A 22,858-nucleotide genomic window follows, 5' to 3' on the forward strand; every position below is an offset into this window, starting at 1 on the left:
GGTGGTGCGGGCGCGTTCGCGCTCAGCCAGCGGGCCGGCGCAGTACGGCGACCTCGCGCGGCCCCAGGACGAGCGCGCCGCCCTCGTCGCGGGCGCCGAGCAGGACCTCGCCGTCCAGAGCGGTCACCGGCACCGCGGCGTCGGTGCGGTTGACCAGGAACAGGAAGCGCTCCGAGGCGTTTCGGCGGACGGTCAGCTCGACCCGTCCGCGGAGCTCGGCCGGCAGTTCGCTGCGCACCCCGGCCGGCTCCAGCAGCCGCGGCAGCAGCGGGACGAGCCCGTCGACGCCGAGGCGGGTGGAGACGTAGGAGGCGGAGCCCCGCTCCGTGACCCGGCGGGTGACGGCGGGCCGGCCGGCGTGCGTGCCCGTGCGGTAGCGGACGAGGACCTCGGTGTCGTCGTCGGCGACGTCGACCTGGTCGGTCCACAGAGTGCCGGTGCCGCCGTCGTCCAGCTCCACGCTCTGCCCGTCGAGCAGCGGCCCGAACTCCTCGACGCGGATGCCGAGCAGCTCGCGCAGGGCGCCCGGGTAACCGCCCAGCCAGACATGGTCGTTCTGGTCGACGACGCCGGAGAAGTAGGTGGTGACGAGGTGACCGCCCTGCTCGGCGTACCGGGTCAGCTCCTTGGCGAGCTCGGCGGGCACCATGTGCAGCACGGGGGCGATCAGCACCTGGTGCCGGGAGAGGTCGGCGCGGGTGGTGACGAGGTCGGCGCGGACGCCCAGGGCGAGCAGCGCCGAGTACCAGTCGAGCGCCTCCTGCCGGTAGTCGAGCAGCGCGGTGGGGTGGGAGTCCTGCTCGCTCGCCCACCACGACTCCCAGTCGTAGAGGATGCCGACGGCGGCGCACTCCCGCTCCGAACCGGCCACGGGGGCCAGGGACTTGAGGGTGGCGCCGAGGTCACGCACCGCGCGGAAGAGGTCGCTGTCGGGGCCGGCGTGCGGAACCATCGCCGAGTGGTACTTCTCCGCGCCGGCCGCGGACTGCCGCCACTGGAAGAAGCACACCGCGTCCGCGCCGTGCGCCACGTGCAGCAGCGAGTCGCGGGCCAGATCGCCGGGCCGCTTCGCCACGTTGACGTGCTGCCAGTTGACGGCGCTGGTGGAGTGCTCCATCAGGAACCAGGGCCGGCCGCCCGCGATGCCGCTGACCAGGTTCGCGGAGAAGGACAGCTCGTCGCGGTCCTGCGGGCCGGGGTGGACGTAGTGGTCGTTGGAGACGAAGTCGATCTCGTCGGCCCACTCCGGGTAGTTCATGCCCTTGGTGCCGCCCATCACCATGAAGTTGGTGGTGATCGGCACGTCCGGGGTGATCTCGCGGAGGATGTCCCGCTCGGCGCGCAGATGGTCCTTGAGCGCGTCGGAGGAGAACCGCTTGAAGTCCAGCTGCTGGGTCGGGTTGGGGTGCGAGGCGGCGAGCCGCGGCGGCAGGATCTGCTCCCAGTCACTGTAGCGCTGCGACCAGAACGCCGTCCCCCAGGCGTGGTTGAGGGCGTCGAGGGTGCCGTAGCGGGCGCGCAGCCAGGTCCGGAAGGCGCGGGCCGCGTCGTCGGAGAAGTCGTAGACGTTGTGGCAGCCCAGCTCGTTGGAGACGTGCCAGGCGACCAGCGCCGGATGGTCCTTGTAGCGGTTCGCCATCTCGCGGACCAGGCGCAGGGCGTGCTCGCGGAAGACGGGCGAGGTCGGCCGCCAGTGCTGGCGCGCCCCCGGCCACAGCGTCTCGCCGTTCGCCGTCACCGGCAGGATCTCCGGGTGGGCGGCGGTCAGCCAGGGCGGCGGGGAGGCGGTGGCGGTGGCCAGGTCGACGCCGATGCCGCCCGCGTGCAGCAAGTCCATGACCTCGTCAAGCCAGCCGAAGTCCCACTCCTCGGGGCCCGGCTGAAGGCGCGCCCAGGAGAAGATCGCGACGGACACGACGGTGACGCCGGCCTCGCGCATCAGCCGGACGTCCTCCTCCCACACGTCCCGGGGCCACTGCTCGGGGTTGTAGTCGGCGCCGTAGGCCAGACGCGGGGCGGGGTCACCGTCCGCCCCGCGCAGCATGCGGGACTGGAGGGTGGAGATCATGGCGGTCCTTCCGGATGGGGGTGCGCGGGGGCGGCGCGGCCGACGTGCCGCGCCGCCCGGCGGACTTGCGTGCCGAGGGCTACTCGACGGTGAAGCCCTGCTCCTTGCCGTACTTGACGGAGGCGTCCTGCCAGGCCTTCAGACCGTCCGTCAGCTTCTTGCCGCCGACGTAGGCCTTGCCGACGGTGTCGTTGAAGATCGAGTTGGCGTACTGCTGGAAGGGCAGGTACGACCAGTCGCTCGCGACGTTGGCCGCGGACTCGGCGAAGATCTTGTTCGCCTCCTGGCCGCCGAAGTAGTCGAACTTGGTCGACTGGAACTCGGTGGACTGCAGCTCCGCGGTGGTCGCCGGGAAGGCGCCCTGCTTGACGCGGGTCTTCACGCCGTCACCGGCGTTGGCGTACTCGGCGAAGGCGTAGGCGAGTTCCTTGTTCTTGCCCAGCGTGGGCAGCGTCAGCGAGCTGCCGCCGTTCTCCGCGCTCGCCTTGTCGCCCTTGGTCCAGGCCGGCATGGGGGCCGCGCGCCAGTCGCCCTTGGCGTTCGGGACGCCGGTGACGAAGTTGGCGGGCATCCAGGCGCCGGAGGCCAGGGTGGCGATGGTGCCGTCGCCGAGGCCCTTGTACCAGTCGTCGGTCCAGCCGTTGACGGGCGCGAGGAGCTTCTCGTCGAGGAGCTTCTGCCAGGTGTCCGTGTACTTCTTGGCGCCCGCGTCGGCGAAGTCGACCTTCACCTTGGTGCCGTCGACCTTGTAGGGGCGCGAACCGGCCTGCCACAGCATGCTGGTGGTGAAGCCGGCGTCGCCCGCGTCGTTGGCGATGTAGACCTTGGGGTCGGCCTTGTGCAGCTTGCGGGCGGCCTCGACGTACTCGTCCCAGGTGGTCGGGACGGCGATCTTGTACTTGTCGAAGACCTTCTTGTTGTAGAACAGCGCCATGGGGCCGGAGTCCATCGGCAGGCCGTATACGGCGTCGCCCTCGCTGACCGCGTTCCACGGGCCCGGGGTGTACTTGGAGGCGAGCTTGTCCGCGCCGAACGGCTTGAGGTCGGTCAGGCCCTTGGTGAGGGAGTACTGGCTCACCGCGAAGTACTCGACCTGGGCGATGTCGGGCACGCCCTTCTCGGCCGAGATCGCGTTCGACAGCGCGGTGTAGTGCTTGTCGCCGGACCGCTCGCTGACCAGGTTGATCTTGACCTTGGGGTACTTCTTCTGGAAGTCGGCGGCGACCGTCTTCAGCGTGGGCTCCCAGGCCCACACCGTCACCGTGCCGCCCTTCTCCAGGGCGGCCTTGACGTCGCCGGCGGAGACCGCCTTCTGGTCCGAGCTGTCGTCGGAGCCGCCGCAGGCGGTGGCGCCCAGGGCGAGCGTGGAGAGGAGAGCGAGGCCACGCAGCGCGCGGCTGGTCCTTCTGTGCATGGAGGTGCTTCCGCTTCTTGGTGGTGGGTGAGGGTGTGAGGGTGAAGTGCGTGGGAGGCAGTGGTGCGCCATGGGGGGCTCAGGGGCGGCCGCCGGGCCGCGGGGTCACTCCTTGACGCTTCCGGCGGCCAGACCGGACTGCCAGTACTTCTGCAGCAGCAGGAAGGCGGCGATCAGCGGCAGGATGGTGAGCAGCGAACCGGTGATCACCAGGTTGAAGATCACCTCGCCGCCGATGGTCTCGGCCTGCGCGTTCCAGGCGCTCAGCCCCAGGGTCAGCGGGTACCAGTCCGGGTCCTTGAGCATGATGAGCGGCAGGAAGTAGTTGTTCCAGGTGGCCACGGTCGTGAACAGCAGCACCGTCACGATGCCGGGGGCCAGCAGCGGCAGGGCGACCCGGAAGAACGTGCGGGCCTCGCCGGCCCCGTCGATGCGGGCGGCCTCCAGCAGTTCGGTCGGGATCGCCTCGGAGGCGAAGACCCACATCAGGTACAGGCCGAACGGGGACACCAGCGAGGGGATGATCACCGCCCACGGGGTGTCGGTGAGGCCCATCTTGCTGAACATCAGGAATGTGGGCACCGCGAGCGCCGTGCCGGGGACGGCGACCGCGCCGATGACGACGGCGAACACGCCGCGCTTCCCGGGGAAGTCGAACTTCGCCAGCGCGTAACCGCCCAGCACCGCGAGGAAGGTGGCGCCGCCCGCGCCGAGCACCACGTAGAGCAGGGTGTTGAGCAGCCAGCGGCCGAACACACCGTCGTCGTACGTGAACGTGTCGCGGATGTTGTCCCAGAGGGCGAAGTCGTCGCTGAACCACAGACCGCTGGAGTCGGCCAGACCCGCCTGCGTCTTGGTGGCGTTGACGGCCAGCCAGATCAGCGGCACCACGGTGTACAGGACGATCAGCGAGGTCAGCACCGTCAACAGGACGCTGCGGCGCGGCTTTTGGACGCTGTGCCGGCGCGGCCCGCGCAGCCGGGGGGCGGCCTTGGGGGCGTCGGTGGTCGCGACGGCCGGGGTGGGGGAGGCGGTGGTGAGAGGGCTGCTCATCGGGTCACGCTCCCTTGCGCATGCCGCGCAGCTGCACGACGTAGGCGATCACCATCGTGATGAGGCCCATGATGATGGCCACCGTCGCGGAGTAGTTGTGCTGCTGGCCGTTGAAGGACAGCGAGTACGTGTAGAAGTTCGGGGTGTAGTCCGTGGTGATGGCGTTGCGGGCCAGCGGGCGCAGGATGTTCGGCTCGTTGAAGAGCTGGAAGCTGCCGATGATCGAGAAGATCGTCGCGATGACGAGGGCGCCCCGGATCGCCGGCAGCTTGATCGCGGTGATCACGCGGATCTGCCCGGCGCCGTCGATCTCCGCGGCCTCGTACAGCGAGTGCGGGATGACGCGCAGCGCAGAGTAGAAGATCAGCATGTTGTAGCCGACGAACTCCCAGGTCACGATGTTGCCGATGGAGGCCAGCACCAGGTCGGGGGAGAGCGGGTCGGGCAGCGAGACGCCGAACGCCTCGTTGACGTCTCCCACCAGGCCGTACTTGGTGCCGTACATGAAGCCCCACATGAGGGTGGCGACCACGGCGGGCACCGCGTACGGAAGGAAGATCGTGATGCGGAAGAAGCTCTTGCCGTAGAGCCGCCCGCTGTCCAGCGCGAGGGCCACCAGCAGGGCGATGCCGAGCATGATCGGCACCTGGACGGCGAGGAAGAGCGCCACGCGGGCCAGGGAGTCCCAGAACTGGTGGTCCTTCAGGGCCTGGGTGTAGTTGTCCAGGCCGACGAAGGTGGTGCCGCCGATGAGCTGGTCGCGGAAGAGGCTGAGGTAGATCGAGTAACCGATCGGGGCCAGGAAGACCAGGGCGAACACGGCCACGAAGGGACCCAGGAACCCCCACCCCGCCCAGGAGCGTCGGTCCCGTCTCGCCGGGGGAGGAGCCGGCCGTGGTGCGGCGGCCGCCGGCGGTTGCAGCGTCGTCATGTCGTTCCTCGTTCGTCCCGTCCTGGAGCCCGCGGCGCCGCGCCGGCCTGCTGCGCGCACCGCCAGGATGTTTACGCAAACATCAGCGCCGCGAAAGGGGCGATCGCCTGTTATGTTTACGTAAACATCTGATGGCGGCATGTCTACACTGCCCCGATAACCATGGTCAAGGGTCCTCTGGGGAGACCGCGGGGAGACCATGGGGTGCCGCGGTGGAAGAAAGGTCGGGCTGCGCAGTGGAGATGGCGGGAAGATCCCGGGCGGACGAGACCGGGACGGCGCGGGGCCCGGGCGGGGACGCTCACGGGCGCGTCTCCGGGCTGCCGGAAACCCTGCCCGCGGCGGGCGTCGCCGCGCGGCGGACGCGGTCGCGGCGCCGGACCACCGCCTCCATGGCGGACGTGGCCCGCCTCGCGGGCGTCTCCTCCCAGACGGTCTCCCGGGTCTCCAACGGCTACGCCGGCGTCAACGAGGAGACCCGGCAGCAGGTGCTGGCGGCGATGAAGGAGCTGGGCTACCGCCCCAACAGCGCGGCCCGGGCCCTCAAGCGCGGCGAGTTCCGCACCATCGGCGTCATCACCTTCACCCTCTCCACCACCGGAAACGTCCGCACCCTGGAGGCCATCGCGACCTCCGCCGCCGCCGAGGGGTACGCCGTCACCCTGCTGCCGGTCGCCGTCCCCACCCAGGACGAGGTGCGCGGCGCGTTCTCCCGGCTGGAGGAGCTCGCCGTCGACGCGGTGATCGTGATCATGGAGGTGCACCTCCTCGACGCGGCCACGGTCACCCTCCCGCCGCACGTCCAGGTCGTGGTCGTCGACTCCGACGCCGGCAGCCACTACACGGTCGTCGACACCGACCAGGCCGGCGGCACCCGCACCGCCGTCCAGCATCTGCTCGACCTCGGCCACGCCACCGTCTGGCACCTCGCCGGCCCCGAGGGCTCCTTCGCCGCCCAGCGCCGCGCGGACGCCTGGCGCGGCGCCCTCACCGAGGCCGGCCGCCCCGCGCCGCCCGTCGTGCGGGGCGACTGGTCGGCGGAGTCCGGCTACCGGGCCGGCCTGGAGATCGCCGCGCGCGAGGACTGCACCGCCGTCTTCGCGGCCAACGACCAGATGGCGCTCGGCCTGCTGCGCGCCCTGCACGAACGCGGACGCCGCGTCCCCGAGGACGTCAGCGTCATCGGCTTCGACGACATCCCCGAGGCGGGCTCCTTCCAGCCCCCGCTCACCACGCTCCACCAGGACTTCGCCGAGGTCGGCCGCCTCTGCGTCCAGGCCGTCCTGCGCAAGATGCGCCGGGACGGCCCCGAACACGGGACCACCCTGGTGCCGACCCGCCTGGTCCTGCGCTCCAGCACGGCGCCGCCGCCTACGAGTTGAGGGCCGGACGCACTGAGGGGCCGTCAGGCCCCCGAGTCGTCTCTTCTTCCCGAGGGCTGGGCGGCCGGCGTCAGACGAGGTGGAGCTGTGCCTCCCGGTCGCCCACCGCGCGGGCCGCCGTACGCCACGCCACCGTGACCGCCCGGCGGGCCGCCGCCGTACCGGTGTCGGCCTCGGTGGGGAGTCTGAGCGGCGCTCCGACGTGGACGTGGCAGCGCGGGCGGCGCACCGGGGCCGTCAGGACGCCGGCCAGCTGCTTCGCCGTGGAGCCCGAGGAGATCCGGCGGGCGCCGACATGGCCCACGGGCACCACCAGCGCGCCGGAAACCTGCGCGAGGCGCGCGAGCCCGGTGCGGAACGCCTCCGGCGGGCCGGGGGTGGCGTCCCTGCGCCCCGGGAGCCCGCCCTCGCCGTAGAGCAGCACGTGCCGTCCGCCCGCGAGCGCCTCGGCGGCGGCGTCGAGCGCGTGCGCGGCGCGCGCCGAGCGGCGGTGCACCGGGATGTGCCCCTCGCGGGCCAGCGCCCGGCCGAGCACCGGCACCCGCCACAGCCCCGCCGCGGCCATCACGACCGGCTCCACGCCCAGCGAGCGCAGCGCGCTCAGGACGACCGCGGGGTCGGCCAGTGAGTCGTGGTTGGCGGCGAAGATGGTCCCCGCCGGCAGACGCATCCTCAGTTCGCTGGTCACGGTGAGGCGTCCGAAGAGGGGCACCAGGACGGAGGCGGCGCGAGTGAGCACGACAAGGCCTTTCCACTCGGGGCGTTGCGCGAAGCGCGGTGGCCCTCAGTCTCCCGGCGGCCACCCACCCGCGCCTGAGTACGGCTACTCAGAAACGCCGCTAACTGCGCCCACCGCGAGCCGTGTTCACCGCCCGCTCGGGGGCATCCGGGAACAGGGACACCAAGTCACCACACAGCGCATCCACACGACCGAAGGGACGGACATCCGTGCTCGCCATCATCGCGGCAGTGGCGTTCTTCATCGCCTTCCTCATCAACGCGGCGGAGATCTCGACCAATGACGCCTTCACCTCCGTCAACGTCATGCTCCTCGGCCTGACCCTGCTGGCCCTCCACCTCGCCGGCGTCGGCAGCGGCTGGTCGGTCCGCGGCAGACGCTGACCGCGGCACGGCCCGTCCCCGCCCGGGACGGGCCATGCCGCCCGCCAGGTCTGGGTACGCGGGAGAGGATCCGAGGAAAGGACCACCATGACGACCTACGTGATCACCGTGCCCGGCACGTTCACCACCACCGTCGAGGAGGACACCCGAGCACACCTCAGCCGCAGTCTGCGCCCCACCGACCCGCACCGCACCCGGATGGGAGCCTCCGAGGATCTCGACGCCCTCACCGTGAACGAGGACGGCACCTTCACCATCCGCCTCACCGTCGAGGCCGACAGCGTCCCCCACGCCGAAGAGGAGGCGCGCGAGCTCGCCGACTCGGCCCTGCGCGACGCCGGACTCGACGACGGAGCGGCCCCACTGGGTCCCGCGGTCGTCACCGGCATCGACTCCGAGGTCTGAACCGCGGGCTTTCCGACCGGGGCGCCGCACGGCGTCCCCCGCCCGGCCGGCCGACCCCCCTCGCGTGCCCCCGCCGTCACGAGGAAAGATGAGACGGCGAGCGACGGATCACACTCATGCGGAGGAACGGACCATGCAGCACGAACGAGCGGGTCGGCCGGCCGGCCCCGAGGACCTCGTCGACGTCGCCAGGCTGGTCACCGCGTACTACGCGCTGCACCCCGACCCGGCCGACCCCGCGCAGCGGGTCGCGTTCGGCACCTCGGGGCACCGCGGCTCCTCCCTGAACACCGCGTTCAACGAGGACCACATCGCCGCCACCAGCCAGGCCATCTGCGAGTACCGCACCGCCCAGGGCACCGACGGCCCCCTCTTCCTCGGGGCCGACACGCACGCCCTGTCCGAGCCCGCCCGCGTCACCGCCCTGGAGGTGTTCGCCGCCAACGACGTCACGGTGCTCATCGACAGCGCCGACGGCTACACGCCCACCCCGGCCGTGTCGCACGCCATCCTCACCCACAACCGCGGCCGCACCGCCGGCCTCGCGGACGGCGTGGTCGTCACCCCCTCGCACAACCCGCCCGCCGACGGCGGCTTCAAGTACAACCCGCCCAGCGGCGGCCCCGCCGGCTCCGACGCCACCTCCTGGATCCAGGACCGGGCCAACGAGATCATCGCGGCCGGCCTCAAGGACGTACGCCGCATCCCCTACGCGCGGGCGCTCACCGCCCCCGGCACCGGCCGCCACGACTTCCTCGGCGCCTACGTCGCCGACCTCCCGGCCGTCCTGGACCTCGACGCGATCCGCGCCGCCGGCGTCCGCATCGGCGCGGACCCCCTCGGCGGGGCCTCCGTCGCCTACTGGGGCCGCATCGCCGAGCAGCACCGGATCGACCTCACCGTGGTCAACCCGCTCACCGACCCCACCTGGCGGTTCATGACGCTGGACTGGGACGGCAAGATCCGCATGGACTGCTCCTCGCCCTACGCGATGGCCTCCCTCATCGACCAGCGGGACCGGTTCCAGATCGCCACGGGCAACGACGCCGACGCCGACCGGCACGGCATCGTCACCCCCGACGCCGGCCTGATGAACCCCAACCACTACCTGGCCGCCGCCATCTCCTACCTCTACTCCCACCGCGAGCAGTGGCCCGCCGACGCCGGGATCGGCAAGACCCTGGTGTCGTCCTCCATGATCGACCGCGTCGCCGGCGACCTCGGCCGCCGCCTCGTGGAGGTGCCCGTCGGCTTCAAGTGGTTCGTGGACGGCCTGGCCGGCGGCTCGCTCGGGTTCGGCGGCGAGGAGTCGGCGGGCGCGTCGTTCCTGCGCCGCGACGGCTCGGTGTGGACCACCGACAAGGACGGCATCATCCTGGCGCTGCTCGCCTCCGAGATCACCGCCGTCACCGGCAAGACCCCCTCCGAGCACTACGCCGCGCTGACGGCCCGCTTCGGCGCGCCCGCCTACGCCCGCGTCGACGCCCCGGCGACCCGCGAGGAGAAGGCGCTGCTCGCCAAGCTCTCGCCCGCGCAGGTCACCGCCGACACCCTCGCCGGGGACCCCGTCACGGGTGTGCTCACCGAGGCCCCGGGCAACGGCGCGGCCCTCGGCGGCATCAAGGTGACCACCGACCACGCATGGTTCGCCGCCCGCCCCTCGGGCACCGAGGACGTCTACAAGATCTACGCCGAGTCCTTCCACGGCCCCGACCACCTCGCCCAGGTGCAGGAGGAGGCGAAGGACGTGGTCATGGCGGCGCTCGGCGGCTGACCGGGGTCAAGGGGCGGCGGGCCGTGGTGGCGACTGCACGACACCACGGGCCGCCGCCCGGGTCGCTATCATCCATTAGACGTAAAAGATGACGCTTTTACGTCCCATGGTGGCGTTCGCCCCGAAAGGGCAACCGTCCCTCCGAGGTGATCCATGCCCCGCAAGCGCACCACGGACGAAGACGACGAGCTGCTGGCCAGACTCGGATCGCTCACCGCCCAGGCGCGCGAACGCGCGGAACTCCAACGCACCCGCGTCGAGCTGGCCATCGCCCTCCAGCGCGGCATGCTCCCCAGGGACCTGCCCACGCCCCGCGGCGTCCGCCTCGCCGTCCGCTACGCCCCCGCCTGCCACGGCCTCAACGTGGGCGGCGACTGGTACGACGCCTTCACCATGCCCGACGGCCGCGTCGGCCTGTCCGTCGGCGACGTCCAGGGCCACAACATCGAGGCGACCGCCTTCATGGGCCAGGTGCGCGTCGGACTGCGCGCGCTGGCCTCCGTCACCGGCGAGCCCGGCGAACTCCTCGCCCGCACCAACGAGCTGCTCCTCTCCCTCGGCAGCGACCTCTTCGCCACCTGCACCTTCATGCGCCTCGACCCGGTCACCGGCCTGCTGGAGAGCGCCCGGGCCGGTCACATCCCCTGCGTGTGGGCCACCGCCGACGGCAGGTCCGGCGTCGCCGAGGACGAGGGAGGGCCGCCACTGGGCGTCCTGGAGCACGTGGCGTACCCGGTCACCCGCTACCGGCTCACCAAGGGCGGCTTCTTCGTCCTCCTCACGGACGGCGTGGTCGAAGGGCCCTCACTGAGCGTCGAGGAAGGCCTCGACCAGGTCGTACGGCTCGCCGGCGTCGCCGCCGTCGCGGGCATGGACGCCGGCTCCCTCGCCGCCGCCGTCATCCGGGGCGCCGAACGCGTGGGACACGAGGACGACGCGGCCGTCCTCGTCGTCGGACACGACGGCGTCCTCGGCCCGCGGGCGCCCCGCGTTCAGCCATAGGGCCGGTCAGCCGCGGCGCTCGCCTCGCCGTCAGGGCCGCCCCGGTGTCTCATGGCTGCTGTGGTGGCTACCAGCGAACTGCGCCGCGCGGGCGTCCTCGCCGTCGAGACGGCGGCGGTGGCCCTCGCCTACTACGCGGCCGGGCGACTGGGCCTCGTACGGCAGCTCGTCGTCGAGGGAGCCGTCTTCACCCCCATCTGGCCGCCCTCCGGCGTCGCCGTCGCCTGCCTGCTGGTCCTCGGGCTGCGGTCCACCCTCGGCATCGCCCTCGGATCGCTGCTCGTCATCATGTCGATCACCGCGCTCCGGCCGATGGCGATCTTCAACGTCCTGGGCAACACGGCCGCCCCCGTCTGCGCCTACCTGATGCTGCGCAAGGTGGGCTTCCGCAACGACCTCGCCCGGTTGCGGGACGGCCTGGCGCTGGTCTTCCTCGCCGCCCTCACCGCGACCCTGCTCAGCGCCACCGTCGGCGTCGGCGTCCTGGTCCTCTTCGACCGGCTGGCGGCGAGCGCCTTCTGGCCCGTCTGGCTGGCCTGGTGGGTCGGCGACGCGATGGGCGTCCTGCTCGTCACCCCGGTGCTGCTCCTCCTCCACGGCGCCCGCCACCGCCCGCCCCTGTCCCGCTGGCCGGAGGCCACCGGCCTCGTCCTCATCACCGTCGCCGTCGTCCCCCTCGCCGCCTACAGCAGCCTCAGCCTGCTCTTCCTGGTCTACCCGCTGCTGATCTGGGCCGCCCTGCGCTTCCAGCTCGTCGGCAGCATCCTGTGCGCCCTCGCCGCCTCCGTCGTGGCCACTGTCGCGGCCACCGACGCGTCCGGCCCCTTCGAGGGGCTCACCCGGGTCGAGGTGATGATCAAGCTCCAGGCCTTCAACGGGACGATGGCCCTGACCGCGCTGCTCCTCTCCGCGGTGATCACCGAGCAGCGCAACACGCGCCGCTCGGTGGAACGGGCCTGCCAGGAACTGGTGGAGGTCCTCGAACACCTCACAGCAGGCGAACCGCCGACCCGCCCCCCGAAGAAGCCCACACCTCCGGACCCTTGACCCCACCTGCCCCGCTCACCCTGCGCGGCCGTGTTCCGCCCATGCCCCGGCACGCAGCGGTGCGTCCCTCAGTACGTCCAGTGCTGTGCACGTCAGCGCCTCCGTCGTCGCCGTGAGCACTCGGCGGGCCCGCTCGGAGGCCGCCGCCTCGGCGAACTGGGGTGTGTGGTCGGAGCCGTCCTCGTTCATGATCGCTACGAACGGGTGGATCGCCGGCACCCGCCCGCTGACGTTCCCGATGTCCGACGAACCCAGGTACACCCCCGGCGCGGGCGGAGTGAGCGTGATCCCCGCACGCGCCAGATGCCCGGCGAAGCGCCCCGACAGCACCCCGCTGTCCCGGAAGTGCTCGTACCGCACCCCGGCCCGCTCGATCATGCATGACGTGCCCGTCGCCAGGGCAACCCCCTGCGCGCAGGTGCGCAGCCGCTCGGCCAGTTCGTCCAGCGCCTCCGTCGTGGCCGCGCGCAGCCCGAACCGGCCCTCCGCGTACTCCGGCACGATGTTCGTCGCCTTGCCGCCCTCCGTGACGATGCCCTGGACGTGCGAGGCCTCAGGCAGCCGCCGCCCCAGCGCGGACAGCACGTTGAACAGCTCCACGAGCGCGGCGAGCGCGTCCACGCCCTCCGTGGGGTTGCCCGTGGGGTGCGCGGCCCGGCCGTGGAAGCCCACCCGGTACTGCTCCTGAGCGGTCAGCGGCGCACGGACCCAGTCGTGGACCCCGGGATGGAACATGAGGGCGGCGTCGACGTCGTCGAAGACCCCGTCCTCCACCTCCAGGACCTTGCCCCCGCCGCCCTCCTCGGCCGGACTGCCCACCGCCACCACGGTCCCGGCGGCCCCTGAGCCCTCGCCGAGCACCGCCCGCGCGGCCAGCGCGGCCCCGAGACCGGCGGCGGCGATGAGATTGTGGCCGCAGGCGTGGCCGAGGCCGGGCAGCGCGTCGTACTCCAGCAGCAGCGCCACCGCCGGCCGCCCCTCGCCCCACCGCGCGGTGAACGCGGTCGGCATCCCCGCCACACCGTCCCGCACCTCGAATCCGGCCCGGCGCAGCTCGCCCGTGAGCCGGGACGCGGCCCGCCGCTCGTCGAAGGCGTACTCGGGATCGGCGTGCAGCGCCGCCGCCACCTCCCAGATCGCGTCGGCCCGCGCGCCCACCTCCGCACGGACCCGCCGGTAGACGTCATCGGAGTCGGACATGACGGACACGGGGCCTCCCGGAGGCATCGGCGGGCGTCGTTGACAGGAACCGGGTTCCACCGGAACGCGACCTCACGACACCCGCTTTTCGCAACTCTCCCTCTCGCCCAACGGCTTGACGTGTACTTGGCATAGATGGCTTCATGGGAGCGCTCCCAGGTCTCCCCCCACCGCTGCCCCGCGTTTTCCGGCGCCCACTCCCCTGGAGTCGCAGTGAGAAGAGCACACAGCACCGCACCCACGAGCTTCCTCACCTGGCTGGCCGCCCTGCTCGGGCTGGCCCTGGTCGTGGGGGTGTTCACCCCCGTCGCCGCACAGGCCGCCGCCCGGGCCGGCGCACGGTCCGCCGAGATCGGCCCTGCGCCCCGAACCCTCGCCACCGGCCTGCACATCAGCAACGGCCGGCTGCTCGAAGCCAACGGCAACGACTTCGTCATGCGCGGGGTCAACCACGCGTACACCTGGTACCCGAACCAGACCCGGTCCCTCGCCGACATCAAGGCGCTGGGCGCCAACACCGTCCGGGTCGTCCTGGCCGACGGCCACCGCTGGACGAAGAACACCCCCGCCGAAGTCGCCGCCGTCATCGCCCAGTGCAAGGCCAACCGCCTGATCTGCGTCCTGGAGGTGCACGACACCACCGGCTACGGCGAGGAGGCCGCCGCCGGCACCCTCGACCAGGCTGCCGACTACTGGATCGGCCTCAAGAGCGTGCTGGCCGGCGAGGAGAACTACGTCATCGTCAACCTCGGCAACGAGCCCTGGGGCAACACCGCTCCGGACGGCTGGACCGCCCCCACCGTCGCCGCCGTGAAGAAACTGCGCGCCGCCGGGCTCCAGCACACCCTCATGGTGGACGCCCCCAACTGGGGCCAGGACTGGCAGGGCGTCATGCGCGCCAACGCCCGTTCGGTGTACGACGCCGACCCCACCGGCAACCTCATCTTCTCCATCCACATGTACAGCGTCTACGACACCGCGGCGGAGATCACCGACTACCTCAACGCCTTCGTGAACGCCCGACTCCCGCTGCTCATAGGCGAGTTCGGCGGCCCCGCCGACCAGTGGGGCGACCCGGACGAGGACACCATGATGGCCGCCGCCGAGCAGCTCGACCTCGGCTACCTGGCCTGGTCGTGGAGCGGCAACACCGACCCCGCCCTCGACCTGTCCATCGGCTTCGACCCCGCCAAGCTGAGCGCCTGGGGACAGCGCGTCTTCCACGGCGTCAACGGCATCGCCCGGACCGCCGAGGAAGCCACCGTCTTCGGCGGCGGCAGCCCGGGCGACACCCGGCCCCCGACCGCCCCCGGCGCCCCGGCCGCCTCCGCCGTGACCGCCACCTCCGCCACCCTCACCTGGAGCGCCGCCAGTGACGACGTCGGCGTGACCGGTTACGACGTCGTCCGGATCAGCGGCGGGGCCGAGACCCCGGCCGCCTCCTCCACGACCGCCTCCGCGACCCTCACCGGCCTCACCCCGAACACCGCGTACACCTTCGCCGTCTACGCCCGCGACGCCGCCGGCAACCGCTCGCCCCGCTCGGCCACGGTGACCCTCACCACCCCGGGCGGCGGCACCCCCGGCGCGGCCTGCTCCGTCCGCTACCGCGTGCTGGGGGAGTGGCCGGGCGGCTTCCAGGGCGAGATCGCCCTGCGCAACACCGGCACCGCGCCCGTCGACGGCTGGACCCTCCGCTTCGCCTTCGCCGACGGGCAGACCGTCAGCAGCATGTGGGGCGGGACTCCCACCCAGACCGGCGGCACGGTGAGCGTCGCCGCCGCCTCCTACACCTCGGCCGTCCCCGCCGGCGGCACGGTCACCGTCGGCTTCATCGGCGCGAAGGGCGCCGCCAATACGGCCCCCACCGCCTTCACCCTGAACGGCGCCGTCTGCACCACCGCCTGACCTGCGCGTTCCGGCCCGGCCGCCCTTACATTCGAGGGCGGCCGGGCCGCCCGCGTGTGCGCGAGTGTGACAACGGACACGTGACCGTGTGATCGCGCGATCGCCGGGCACAAGCACGGACGGGTGATGTGAAGCGGGGGCGGTGCTGCCTGGGGAGGTCTGCACCGCCCCCGTCGCGTTCCGCGCCGCGTCACCCCCGCCGAAGTGCACACACGCGTCCCCGCGAAACCCCACCTCCCTTTCAGAGCACACATCTCCCCACTGAGAAAGGCGCCAAGGTACCGCTGTGTCCGATGTCATGTCCGAAGGGCGACCAGACCCGAAGCCGACGCCGACGGCGGACGACACCGTCGAGGAGCTGCCCGTACAGGTCCGCAAGGACCTCCTGAGCCGGCTGCGCCGCACCAAGCGCGCCTTCCGTGAGGACGACGTCCAGGTCGTCGAGCCGCCGCTGCTCAAGCGCGCGGTCGGCGCCTCGGCGCTCGGCAACTGCATGGAGTGGTTCGACTTCGGTGTCTACAGCTACCTCGCCGCCACCATCGGCAAGGTCTTCTTCCCGGGCGCGTCCCCCGCCGCCCAGGTCATCTCCTCCTTCGCGACCTTCGCCGCGGCCTTCGTCGTGCGCCCCCTCGGCGGCCTCGTCTTCGGCCCGCTCGGCGACCGGCTCGGCCGGCAGAAGGTGCTCGCCACCACCATGATCATGATGGCGGTCGGCACCTTCGCCATCGGTCTGATCCCCAGCTACGCGACCATCGGCATCGCCGCCCCGATCCTGCTGCTGCTCGCCCGCATGGTGCAGGGCTTCTCCACCGGCGGCGAGTACGGCGGCGCCACCACCTTCGTCGCCGAGTACTCACCCGACCGGCGACGCGGATTCCTCTCCAGCTGGCTCGACTTCGGCACCTTCGTCGGCTACGCGCTGGGATCCGCCCTGGTCACCGCGTTGAACCTGGCCCTGACCGACGACCAGATGCTCTCCTGGGGCTGGCGTCTGCCGTTCCTCATCGCCGGCCCGCTCGGCGTGATCGGCCTGTACATGCGGCTCAAGCTCGAGGAGTCGCCCGCCTTCCAGCAGCAGCTCGACGACCACGAGAAGAGCCTCGCCCAGGAGTCCGCCGGCGGCGAGTTCAAGACCATCGTCAAGAACCACTGGCGGCCGCTGCTCATCTGCATGGGCCTGGTGCTGCTGTACAACGTCACGAACTACATGGTCACCGGCTTCCTGCCCACCTACCAGACGGAGACCCTGAACCGCTCCAGCGGTTCCGCCGACGTCCTCGTGCTCGTGGGCATGCTGTGGATCGTCCTGCTGATCACCTTCATCGGCCGGCTCAGCGACCGGATCGGACGACGCCCGGTCTACGGTGTCGCCGCCGCCGCGATGATCGTGCTGGCCGTTCCGTCCTTCCTGCTGATCAAGATGGACGGCACCTGGCCGCCCATCCTCGGCGTGCTGATCCTCTCCACGCTGCTGGCCTGCTTCGCCGCGCCCAGCGCCGCCACCCTGCCCGCGCTGTTCCCGACGGCCGTCCGCTACGCCGCCATGGGCATCGGCTTCAACTTCGCCGTCGCCGCGTTCGGCGGCACCACGCCGCTGGTCACGGAGGCGCTGGTCAGCGTCACAGGCGACGACATGGTGCCCGCCTACTACCTGATGCTGGCCGGTGTCATCGGCCTGGTGACGGTCAAGTTCCTGCCGGAGAGCGCGCAGGTCTCCCTGAACGGCTCCCAGCCGATGGTGGGCTCGAAGGAGGAGCGCAAGGAACTGATCACGACGTCCCAGGAGCTGTACCGGATTCAGCAGGACTCCCGGGCAGGCGCAGGCGCCCACCGCTCCGGCCCCGGCCGGTGAACTGACGCCCGGCCCGCCGTCGCCTCCGACGGCCACTCGCGACGCGCCCCCGCCGAAGCCACCGAGGCCACGGCGGGGGCGCAGTCGTGTCCGCGTGCCGAGGGCGCCGTCCCGAGTCCCCGCCCCGCCAGGGAGTTTCGTATCGGCCCGGGCCGGGGACCCGGCGGCGGGCGGACGTGGAACCGGCTTTCGACAGCGCGGTGAGCGGACGTCCTGTCGACCACGGCGGACAGCCTCAAGACGCGAAGGATGTGCTGATGAGCGAGACCAACCCCCTCAAGCGGGCCGCGGACAAGATCGCCGACACGCTTCACGGCGACGGCGCGGGCCCGGAAGGGGGTGTCCCGGGCAAGCCCGCCCCGCAGTCCCCGCCGGTCGCGGAGCCCACCCGGCCCCGGGAGCCGCTCCGGCCCAAGCACGACCAGAGCGGCCCCGACACCGTCTCGCCGACCGGCCAGCCCACCGGCGCCGACCAGGCGCGCACCGCGCAGTCCGGCAGCCATCTGACCACCGCGCAGGGCACCCGCCTGCACGACACCGACCACTCCCTCAAGGCGGGCCCGCGCGGACCGGTGCTGCTGCAGGACCACCACCTGCGCGAGAAGCTCATGCACTTCGACCACGAGCGCATCCCCGAGCGCGTGGTCCACGCCCGGGGCGCGGCGGCGCACGGCGTCTTCCGGAGCTACGGCACGGCGTCCGCCGTCACCAAGGCCGCCTTCCTCGCCGAAGACGAGGAGACGCCCGTCTTCGTGCGCTTCTCCACCGTGCTCGGCTCCCGCGGCTCCTCCGACACCGTCCGCGACACCCGGGGATTCGCGACCAAGTTCTACACCAGCGAGGGCGTCTTCGACCTGGTCGGCAACAACATCCCGGTGTTCTTCATCCAGGACGCCGTGAAGTTCCCCGACGTCGTCCACGCGGGCAAGCCCCACCCCGACCGGGAGATCCCGCAGGCGCAGAGCGCCCACGACACGTTCTGGGACTTCGTCACCCTGCACACCGAGGCCACCCACCACACCCTGTGGAACATGTCCGACCGGGGCATCCCCCGCTCCTACCGGACGATGGAGGGCTTCGGCGTCCACACCTTCCGCCTGGTCAACGCCGAGGGCGCGACGACACTGGTGAAGTTCCACTGGAAGCCCAAGCTGGGCGTGCACTCCCTGGTGTGGGAGGAGGCGCAGATCATCAACGGCGTCGACCCCGACTTCCACCGCCGCGACCTCGCCGACGCCATCGAGGCGGGCGCCCACCCGCAGTGGGAGCTGGGCATCCAGACCTTCCCCGACACCCCGGACCAGACCTTCGAGGGCATCGACCTGCTCGACCCCACCAACCTCGTTCCCGAGGAACTGGCCCCCGTACAGCCGGTCGGCCTGCTCACCCTCGACCGCAACCCGTCGAACTACTTCGCCGAGACCGAGCAGGTCGCCTTCCACGTCGGCCACCTCGTCCCCGGCATCGACGTCACCGACGACCCGCTGCTCGCCGGACGTCTCTTCTCCTACCTGGACACCCAGATCACCCGCCTCGGCGGCCCCAACTTCGCCCAGCTGCCCATCAACCGCCCGCACGCGCCGGTCAACGACATGCTGCGCGACGGCATGCACCAGACGGCCGTGCACCGGGGCGTCGCCCCCTACCGGCCCAACTCCCTCGACGGCGGCTGCCCGTTCACCGCCGGCGCGGACGGCGGCGCGTTCATCGAGACGCCGGTACGGGTGCCGGAGGCCACCAAGGTCCGTGAGGCCCCCGAGTCCTTCGCCGACCACTTCAGCCAGCCCCGCCGGTTCTGGCTGAGCATGACCCCGGTGGAGCGCGAGCACATCATCGGCGCCTACACCTTCGAACTGGGCAAGTGCTACGAGCAGGCGATCAAGGAACGCGGCCTGAAGGTGCTCGCCAACATCGACCCCGAGCTGTGTGCGGCCGTCGCCGAGGGCCTCGGCCTCCCCGCGCCCGAGCCCACCGTGCCCCTCGCCGACGTCGAGCCCAGCCCGGCCCTCTCCCAGCTCGGCCGCACCTGGCCCACGGACGGCCGGATCATCGGCGTCGTCGCCTCACCCGACAGCGACCTCGACGGCGTACGGGCCGTACGCGACGCGGTCCTCGAAGCGGGCATGGTCCCGCTGGTCGTCGCCCCGACCGGCGGCGTCCTCGGCTCGGGCGAGGGGGCGGTGACCGTCCAGCGGACCTACGCCACCGCCCGGTCCGTCGAGTTCGACGCCCTGCTCCTCGCCGGGACCCCCTCGATCGGCGGCGACGCGTTCGGCGCCCGCGACGCCAAGGCGTTCCCGGCCGCCCCGCGGCAGGCGGCGGCCGACCCCCGCGTCACCCTGCTGCTGTCGGAGGCGTTCCGCCACGGCAAGGCCATCGGGGCCTGGGCGGGCGGCGAGAGCGCCCTCGAAGCGTGCGGGATCGCCGTCGACGCGCCGGGCGTGGTCCTCGCGTCCGACGGAGCCGGCGCCGTGCGTGAAGTCACCCGGCTCCTGGGCGAGCACCGGGCCTGGGAGCGGTTCATCCTGGTCTGACGGAGGCCGCTCGTGCGGCGGAGGACCGTGCTCGTGTGACGGGAGACCATGCAGACCTTCCTGCCGTACTCCGACTTCACCCGGTCCGCCGCCGTCCTGGACCCGCGCCGGCTGGGCAAGCAGCGCGTCGAGGCCCTCCAGGTGCTGCGCGGGCTGACGGTCGCCGGCTACGGCTGGCGGCACCACCCGGCGGTGCGGATGTGGACCGGGTACGAGGAGGCGCTGGTGCGCTACGGCCTGGAGGTGTGCGGGGTGTGGACGGCGTCCGGCCGCGCGGACACCTGCGCCGCCTCCCTGGTCGCCGGCTTCGCCGGGCCGGGCGGCGGCGCGGGCGTCGTCCGCACCCAGCGGCGGCTGGCCGAGGCCGGCGACCTGCCGCCGTGGCTGGGCGACCCCGCCTTCCACCGCAGCCACCGGTCCGCGCTGGTGCGCAAGGAGCCCGGGTTCTACGCCCCCCTGTTCCCGGGCGTCCCCGACGACCTGCCCTACGTCTGGCCCGCCTCCGACCGGAGCCGCACGCCGTGAGGAGGCGCCAGACTCAGAGAAGGTGGCCGAAGACGACCAGGTTCGCCGTGTAGTCCTTGGCCGCGCGGTCGTAGTCCCCGGCGCAGGTGATCAGCCGGACCTGGGCCTGCGGGGTGTCGGCGTAGACGCGCTCGCTCGGGAAGTCGTCCTTCTCGAAGGTCTGCGTGTCGTCGACGACGAAGGAGGCCTTGCGCCCGTCGGCCCGCTTGACCTGGAAGACGTCCCCCTCGGTCAACTCGCTCAGCCCCGCGAAGACCGCCGGGGACGTCTTGGTGTCGACGTGCCCCGCGATGATCGCGGTGCCCGCCTCGCCGGGCGAGGCGCCGTCGACGTGCCAGCCGACCAGGTTGGTGTCGTTCGGCGGGGGCGCTTCGAGGTGCCCCGAGGGACCGATCCTCAGGTCAGTGAACGGAGCGTCGACGCCGATCTTCGGGATCAGCAGGCGCACCGGCCGGGAACGGGGCAGCCGCTTGCCGGTCGGGCTGCCGACGGGCGCGGTCGGCGCGGCGGAGACGCGGACGGGCGGCGGGGCGTACGGCGGGGGAGAGGCGTCGGGCGGTGTGGCACCGCCTCCGAACAGGTTCAGCCCCACCGCCAGGACCGCCACGGCGCACAGCGCGGTCATTCCGGCACGGGACCCCTGGACCGGCGGCGTCGGCTCGGCGCCGGCGAGGGAGGGAGGACTGGCTGTCATCGGGAAACCACCTCACTGGGCACAGCGGCGGAGCGGACGGACGGGTGGACGGAGCGGGCGGGGCGGGCGCGACACGGCCACGGACACGGGCCGGGGACCCGGCCGCCGTGAACGGCGGCCGGAAAGGCGGCCGGGCCGCCACACGTGCACGGTGGCGGCCACGGCTGCTATCGCACCCTGCACGGCTCAGGCCGCGCTTCCCGCCGTCTTCCGGCGGCGCACCGCGTACACACCGGCGCCGACGACCGCGAGGGCGGCCAGCCCGCTCGTGGTCACGCCAGGCGCGGCGAGCGCGCCGCCACCGGTGTGGACCCCACCGTTCGGCTTGTCGTGGCCGCCGCCCCACGACCCCTTGCCCTTCTCACTGTCCTTCTCGCTGTCCTTCTCGCTGTCCTTGGACCAGGAGCCCTTCTCCTCGTCCTTGCTCTTGTACTCGTCGTCCTTGCTCTTCCACTCGTCGTCGTTCGTGAGGCTCAGGGCGCCGCCACCGGTGTGGACACCACCGTCCGGCTTGCCGTGGCCGCCGCCCCACGAGTCCTTGTCCTTGTCGCTGTCCTTCTCGCTGTCCTTGGACCAGGAGCCCTTCTCCTCGTCCTTGCCGTGCTCCTTGTCCTTGTCCTTGTCCGCTTCCTTGCTGTAGGAGGAGGAGTCGTCGTGGTCGTACGCGCCGACGGCGAAGGCGGCGCCGGGCGTGGTGAGGGCGAGGACGGCCGAGGCCGCCGCGGTGGCGAAGAGCATGCGGGCAGAGCGCATCTGTGAGTCCTTCCGTCACAGCCGGGCAGCTGGCAGGCAGTCAGCTGACTCGTACCGGCCTGACGTGATCCACCGTCAGCCACACGCCTGCGGGCCACCACTCAAGGCGCTCACCCGGGTGACACCCGACGGCGGCCGGACGCGGCCGCGGACCGCCTCGGGGAAACCAAACGCCAAGCTGTACAGGAGAGTTGACGCAGTTTCCGCCGGAGCCGGGCCCCCTGCTCGAACGGGGGACAGGGGTGCACCCTCCCGCTCGCCTCGCGGGCCCGTCGCCCCGTCAGGTGGCGGGAGCCGCCGCCGCGCGCCGCGCCGGCGCCATGGCCCACCGGACCGTGGCCGTCATGGCGTGGCCGAGGGGCCGTACGCACAGGCCGTCGACGACCGGCAGCCGGGGCAGCCGCAGCTCCCGGGCGGCCCAGTCCGGCAGGAGCGACACGGCGTTCGCGGCGAGCACCCCGTACGGCAGCCGGGCGGCGAGCGGGATCGGCGGGCTGAGCAGGAGGAAGCGCGCGGTGTCCCGCGCCTGGGCCGTTGCCCTCAGCTCCGGCCGGTACGCGGCCAGCCGTTCGGTGAGCGCGGCCCGGCTGCGCGGCGGATCGGGCACGCCGAGCGCGACGGCGACCCGCGCCATGTCCTCGACGTACCCGTCGCACTCCTCCTCCGTCAGCGGACGTGCGCCGTAACGCTGGTGGGCGCGCAGGAAGCTGTCGGTCTCCGCGGCGTGGACCCAGCCGAGCAGACGCGGGTCCGAGGCGTGGTACTCCTCGCCCAGGTCCGTCACCCCCCTCACCCGTTCGTGGACGACGCGGACCCGTTCGCAGGCCTGCTGGGCGTGCTCGGCGGTGCCGTACGTCGTCGTCGCCAGGAAGGTGCTCGTGCGCTGGAGCCGCCCCCACGGGTCGCCGCGGAAACCGGAGTGGGCGGCCACGGCGGCCATCGCGAGCGGGTGCAGCGACTGGAGCAGCAGCGCGGACAGGCCGCCGATGAACATCGAGGCATCCCCGTGCACCCGGCGCACCGGCCGCTCGGGCCCGAACCAGCGCGGGCCGGGCGTGTCGTGGATACGGGCGCGGTTGCGGGGGCCGTCCGGCCCGGCGACGCGGATGAACAGGCCGTTGCCGAGCCGTTCCCTCGGGCCGGCCACGCCCGCTCCGGTCAGTCTCATGTCCCCTCGGCCTCCTCCCGGCGCGC

At 72.3% G+C, this 22,858-nt stretch carries 19 protein-coding genes; 10 read left to right on the forward strand and 9 right to left on the reverse strand.

Annotated elements, in window-relative coordinates; genetic code table 11:
- Positions 1–22: 22 nt before the first annotated feature.
- The 4 genes from ACFYXA_RS06485 to ACFYXA_RS06500 all read right to left on the reverse strand — a co-directional run bounded on the left by ACFYXA_RS06485 (position 23) and on the right by ACFYXA_RS06500 (position 5,466).
- A complete protein-coding gene (locus tag ACFYXA_RS06485; RefSeq protein ID WP_389028702.1) occupies positions 23–2,068 on the reverse strand; it encodes a beta-galactosidase in 2,046 nt (681 codons plus the stop codon).
- A gap of 79 nt (positions 2,069–2,147) precedes the next feature.
- Entirely contained in the window at positions 2,148–3,482 is a 1,335-nt protein-coding gene (locus tag ACFYXA_RS06490; protein ID WP_351096668.1) for a sugar ABC transporter substrate-binding protein, read from the reverse strand.
- A 105-nt stretch (positions 3,483–3,587) separates the two neighbouring features.
- Positions 3,588–4,535 carry a carbohydrate ABC transporter permease gene (locus ACFYXA_RS06495; protein ID WP_389028707.1) on the reverse strand — a complete coding sequence of 316 codons (948 nt, stop codon included), beginning with the start codon at positions 4,533–4,535 and terminating at the stop codon, positions 3,588–3,590.
- 4 nt (positions 4,536–4,539) lie between these two features.
- On the reverse strand, positions 4,540–5,466 hold the full coding sequence (locus tag ACFYXA_RS06500; protein WP_389028710.1) for a carbohydrate ABC transporter permease: 927 nt from the start codon (positions 5,464–5,466) through the stop codon (positions 4,540–4,542).
- A 392-nt stretch (positions 5,467–5,858) separates the two neighbouring features.
- Between ACFYXA_RS06500 and ACFYXA_RS06505 the strand changes: the two genes are divergently transcribed.
- Positions 5,859–6,848, forward strand: coding sequence for a LacI family DNA-binding transcriptional regulator (locus ACFYXA_RS06505; RefSeq protein WP_352253618.1), 990 nt, complete (start codon positions 5,859–5,861; stop codon positions 6,846–6,848).
- Between the two features lie 70 nt (positions 6,849–6,918).
- On the opposite strand, the gene ACFYXA_RS06510 is transcribed toward ACFYXA_RS06505, so the two are convergent.
- Complete coding sequence (locus ACFYXA_RS06510; protein WP_389028713.1) at positions 6,919–7,587, reverse strand: lysophospholipid acyltransferase family protein; 669 nt, start codon at positions 7,585–7,587, stop codon at positions 6,919–6,921.
- 209 nt (positions 7,588–7,796) lie between these two features.
- On the opposite strand from ACFYXA_RS06510, the gene ACFYXA_RS06515 reads away from it, so the two are divergent.
- From ACFYXA_RS06515 to ACFYXA_RS06535, 5 genes are all read left to right on the forward strand, one after another.
- Positions 7,797–7,970: a hypothetical protein gene (locus ACFYXA_RS06515; RefSeq protein ID WP_352253475.1), complete on the forward strand. Its 174-nt coding sequence runs from the start codon at positions 7,797–7,799 to the stop codon at positions 7,968–7,970.
- Positions 7,971–8,057: 87 nt separating this feature from the next.
- Positions 8,058–8,375 carry a hypothetical protein gene (locus ACFYXA_RS06520; protein WP_389028716.1) on the forward strand — a complete coding sequence of 106 codons (318 nt, stop codon included), beginning with the start codon at positions 8,058–8,060 and terminating at the stop codon, positions 8,373–8,375.
- 133 nt (positions 8,376–8,508) lie between these two features.
- The gene (pgm, locus tag ACFYXA_RS06525) at positions 8,509–10,149 is read left to right on the forward strand and encodes a phosphoglucomutase (alpha-D-glucose-1,6-bisphosphate-dependent) (protein WP_389028719.1); all 1,641 of its coding nucleotides are present in this window, start codon (positions 8,509–8,511) and stop codon (positions 10,147–10,149) included.
- A 153-nt stretch (positions 10,150–10,302) separates the two neighbouring features.
- Positions 10,303–11,151, forward strand: coding sequence for a PP2C family protein-serine/threonine phosphatase (locus tag ACFYXA_RS06530; RefSeq protein WP_352253471.1), 849 nt, complete (start codon positions 10,303–10,305; stop codon positions 11,149–11,151).
- Between the two features lie 60 nt (positions 11,152–11,211).
- Positions 11,212–12,198 (forward strand): MASE1 domain-containing protein, encoded by a 987-nt coding sequence (locus ACFYXA_RS06535; RefSeq protein WP_389028722.1) that lies wholly within the window; start codon positions 11,212–11,214, stop codon positions 12,196–12,198.
- Between the two features lie 15 nt (positions 12,199–12,213).
- Here the strand turns inward: ACFYXA_RS06535 and ACFYXA_RS06540 are convergent, their stop codons facing one another.
- Positions 12,214–13,398: an amidohydrolase gene (locus tag ACFYXA_RS06540; RefSeq protein ID WP_389028724.1), complete on the reverse strand. Its 1,185-nt coding sequence runs from the start codon at positions 13,396–13,398 to the stop codon at positions 12,214–12,216.
- A gap of 213 nt (positions 13,399–13,611) precedes the next feature.
- Between ACFYXA_RS06540 and ACFYXA_RS06545 the strand changes: the two genes are divergently transcribed.
- The 4 genes from ACFYXA_RS06545 to ACFYXA_RS06560 all read left to right on the forward strand — a co-directional run bounded on the left by ACFYXA_RS06545 (position 13,612) and on the right by ACFYXA_RS06560 (position 20,217).
- Positions 13,612–15,306 carry a cellulase family glycosylhydrolase gene (locus ACFYXA_RS06545; protein ID WP_389028727.1) on the forward strand — a complete coding sequence of 565 codons (1,695 nt, stop codon included), beginning with the start codon at positions 13,612–13,614 and terminating at the stop codon, positions 15,304–15,306.
- Positions 15,307–15,604: 298 nt separating this feature from the next.
- On the forward strand, positions 15,605–17,158 hold the full coding sequence (locus ACFYXA_RS06550; RefSeq protein WP_389029106.1) for an MFS transporter: 1,554 nt from the start codon (positions 15,605–15,607) through the stop codon (positions 17,156–17,158).
- 257 nt (positions 17,159–17,415) lie between these two features.
- Entirely contained in the window at positions 17,416–19,692 is a 2,277-nt protein-coding gene (locus ACFYXA_RS06555) for a catalase (protein WP_389028730.1), read from the forward strand.
- A gap of 48 nt (positions 19,693–19,740) precedes the next feature.
- Entirely contained in the window at positions 19,741–20,217 is a 477-nt protein-coding gene (locus tag ACFYXA_RS06560) for an MSMEG_6728 family protein (RefSeq protein ID WP_352253463.1), read from the forward strand.
- Positions 20,218–20,230: 13 nt separating this feature from the next.
- Here ACFYXA_RS06560 and ACFYXA_RS06565 read toward each other — a convergent pair whose 3' ends face one another.
- The 3 genes from ACFYXA_RS06565 to ACFYXA_RS06575 form a co-directional block, all read right to left on the reverse strand.
- On the reverse strand, positions 20,231–20,911 hold the full coding sequence (locus ACFYXA_RS06565) for a class F sortase (RefSeq protein ID WP_388484012.1): 681 nt from the start codon (positions 20,909–20,911) through the stop codon (positions 20,231–20,233).
- 186 nt (positions 20,912–21,097) lie between these two features.
- Positions 21,098–21,664: a hypothetical protein gene (locus tag ACFYXA_RS06570; protein WP_352253564.1), complete on the reverse strand. Its 567-nt coding sequence runs from the start codon at positions 21,662–21,664 to the stop codon at positions 21,098–21,100.
- A 280-nt stretch (positions 21,665–21,944) separates the two neighbouring features.
- Entirely contained in the window at positions 21,945–22,832 is an 888-nt protein-coding gene (locus tag ACFYXA_RS06575) for an oxygenase MpaB family protein (protein WP_352253562.1), read from the reverse strand.
- Positions 22,833–22,858: the final 26 nt, after the last annotated feature.

It is taken from the genome of Streptomyces sp. NPDC002566 (assembly GCF_042889585.1).
Taxonomy (GTDB): domain Bacteria; phylum Actinomycetota; class Actinomycetes; order Streptomycetales; family Streptomycetaceae; genus Streptomyces.

What these genes read in the sequence shown, in the direction of transcription:
- ACFYXA_RS06485 (WP_389028702.1), bottom strand. Translation starts at nt 2,068, where the DNA reads ATGATCTCCACCCTCCAGTCCCGCATGCTGCGCGGGGCGGACGGTGAC.
- ACFYXA_RS06490 (WP_351096668.1), bottom strand. Translation starts at nt 3,482, where the DNA reads ATGCACAGAAGGACCAGCCGCGCGCTGCGTGGCCTCGCTCTCCTCTCC.
- ACFYXA_RS06495 (WP_389028707.1), bottom strand. Translation starts at nt 4,535, where the DNA reads ATGAGCAGCCCTCTCACCACCGCCTCCCCCACCCCGGCCGTCGCGACC.
- ACFYXA_RS06500 (WP_389028710.1), bottom strand. Translation starts at nt 5,466, where the DNA reads ATGACGACGCTGCAACCGCCGGCGGCCGCCGCACCACGGCCGGCTCCT.
- ACFYXA_RS06505 (WP_352253618.1), top strand. Translation starts at nt 5,859, where the DNA reads ATGGCGGACGTGGCCCGCCTCGCGGGCGTCTCCTCCCAGACGGTCTCC.
- ACFYXA_RS06520 (WP_389028716.1), top strand. Translation starts at nt 8,058, where the DNA reads ATGACGACCTACGTGATCACCGTGCCCGGCACGTTCACCACCACCGTC.
- pgm (WP_389028719.1), top strand. Translation starts at nt 8,509, where the DNA reads ATGCAGCACGAACGAGCGGGTCGGCCGGCCGGCCCCGAGGACCTCGTC.
- ACFYXA_RS06530 (WP_352253471.1), top strand. Translation starts at nt 10,303, where the DNA reads ATGCCCCGCAAGCGCACCACGGACGAAGACGACGAGCTGCTGGCCAGA.
- ACFYXA_RS06540 (WP_389028724.1), bottom strand. Translation starts at nt 13,398, where the DNA reads ATGTCCGACTCCGATGACGTCTACCGGCGGGTCCGTGCGGAGGTGGGC.
- ACFYXA_RS06550 (WP_389029106.1), top strand. Translation starts at nt 15,605, where the DNA reads ATGTCCGAAGGGCGACCAGACCCGAAGCCGACGCCGACGGCGGACGAC.
- ACFYXA_RS06555 (WP_389028730.1), top strand. Translation starts at nt 17,416, where the DNA reads ATGAGCGAGACCAACCCCCTCAAGCGGGCCGCGGACAAGATCGCCGAC.
- ACFYXA_RS06560 (WP_352253463.1), top strand. Translation starts at nt 19,741, where the DNA reads ATGCAGACCTTCCTGCCGTACTCCGACTTCACCCGGTCCGCCGCCGTC.
- ACFYXA_RS06565 (WP_388484012.1), bottom strand. Translation starts at nt 20,911, where the DNA reads ATGACAGCCAGTCCTCCCTCCCTCGCCGGCGCCGAGCCGACGCCGCCG.
- ACFYXA_RS06570 (WP_352253564.1), bottom strand. Translation starts at nt 21,664, where the DNA reads ATGCGCTCTGCCCGCATGCTCTTCGCCACCGCGGCGGCCTCGGCCGTC.
- ACFYXA_RS06575 (WP_352253562.1), bottom strand. Translation starts at nt 22,832, where the DNA reads ATGAGACTGACCGGAGCGGGCGTGGCCGGCCCGAGGGAACGGCTCGGC.